Genomic DNA, 390 nt, shown 5'->3' on the forward strand with positions numbered 1-390 from the left:
GACGCGGCCGGGCTCGATCTCCCAGGTGGTGACCGCAGCCTGGGCGACCTCGGGCTGGTCGAGCAGCACCGCCTCGATCTCGCCGAGCTCGATGCGGTAGCCGCGGCTCTTCACCTGGGTGTCGATGCGGCCGTTATACTCGATCTCGCTTTGGTCGTTGATGCGGCCAAGGTCGCCGGTCCGGTAGATGCGCCTGGACGGATTGTTCGGCAGGCCGACGAAATCGGCGATGAATTTCTGCTCGGTCAGGTCGGGCCTGTTGAGATAGCCGACCGCGATCCCGATGCCGGCAATGCCGATCTCGCCCAGTTCGCCGGGCTCGTCAAGCTGCGGCAGCGATGCGTCGAGGATGACGATCGATTATGTCTGCAGCGGCTCGCCGATGGTGAC

At 65.1% G+C, this 390-nt stretch carries 1 pseudogene; it reads right to left on the reverse strand.

What is annotated here, in order from left to right:
* A pseudogene (locus EN893_RS37865) lies at positions 1-390 on the reverse strand (hypothetical protein); the annotation flags it as partial.

The organism is Mesorhizobium sp. M7A.F.Ca.CA.004.04.2.1 (assembly GCF_004022825.1).
GTDB lineage: Bacteria > Pseudomonadota > Alphaproteobacteria > Rhizobiales > Rhizobiaceae > Mesorhizobium.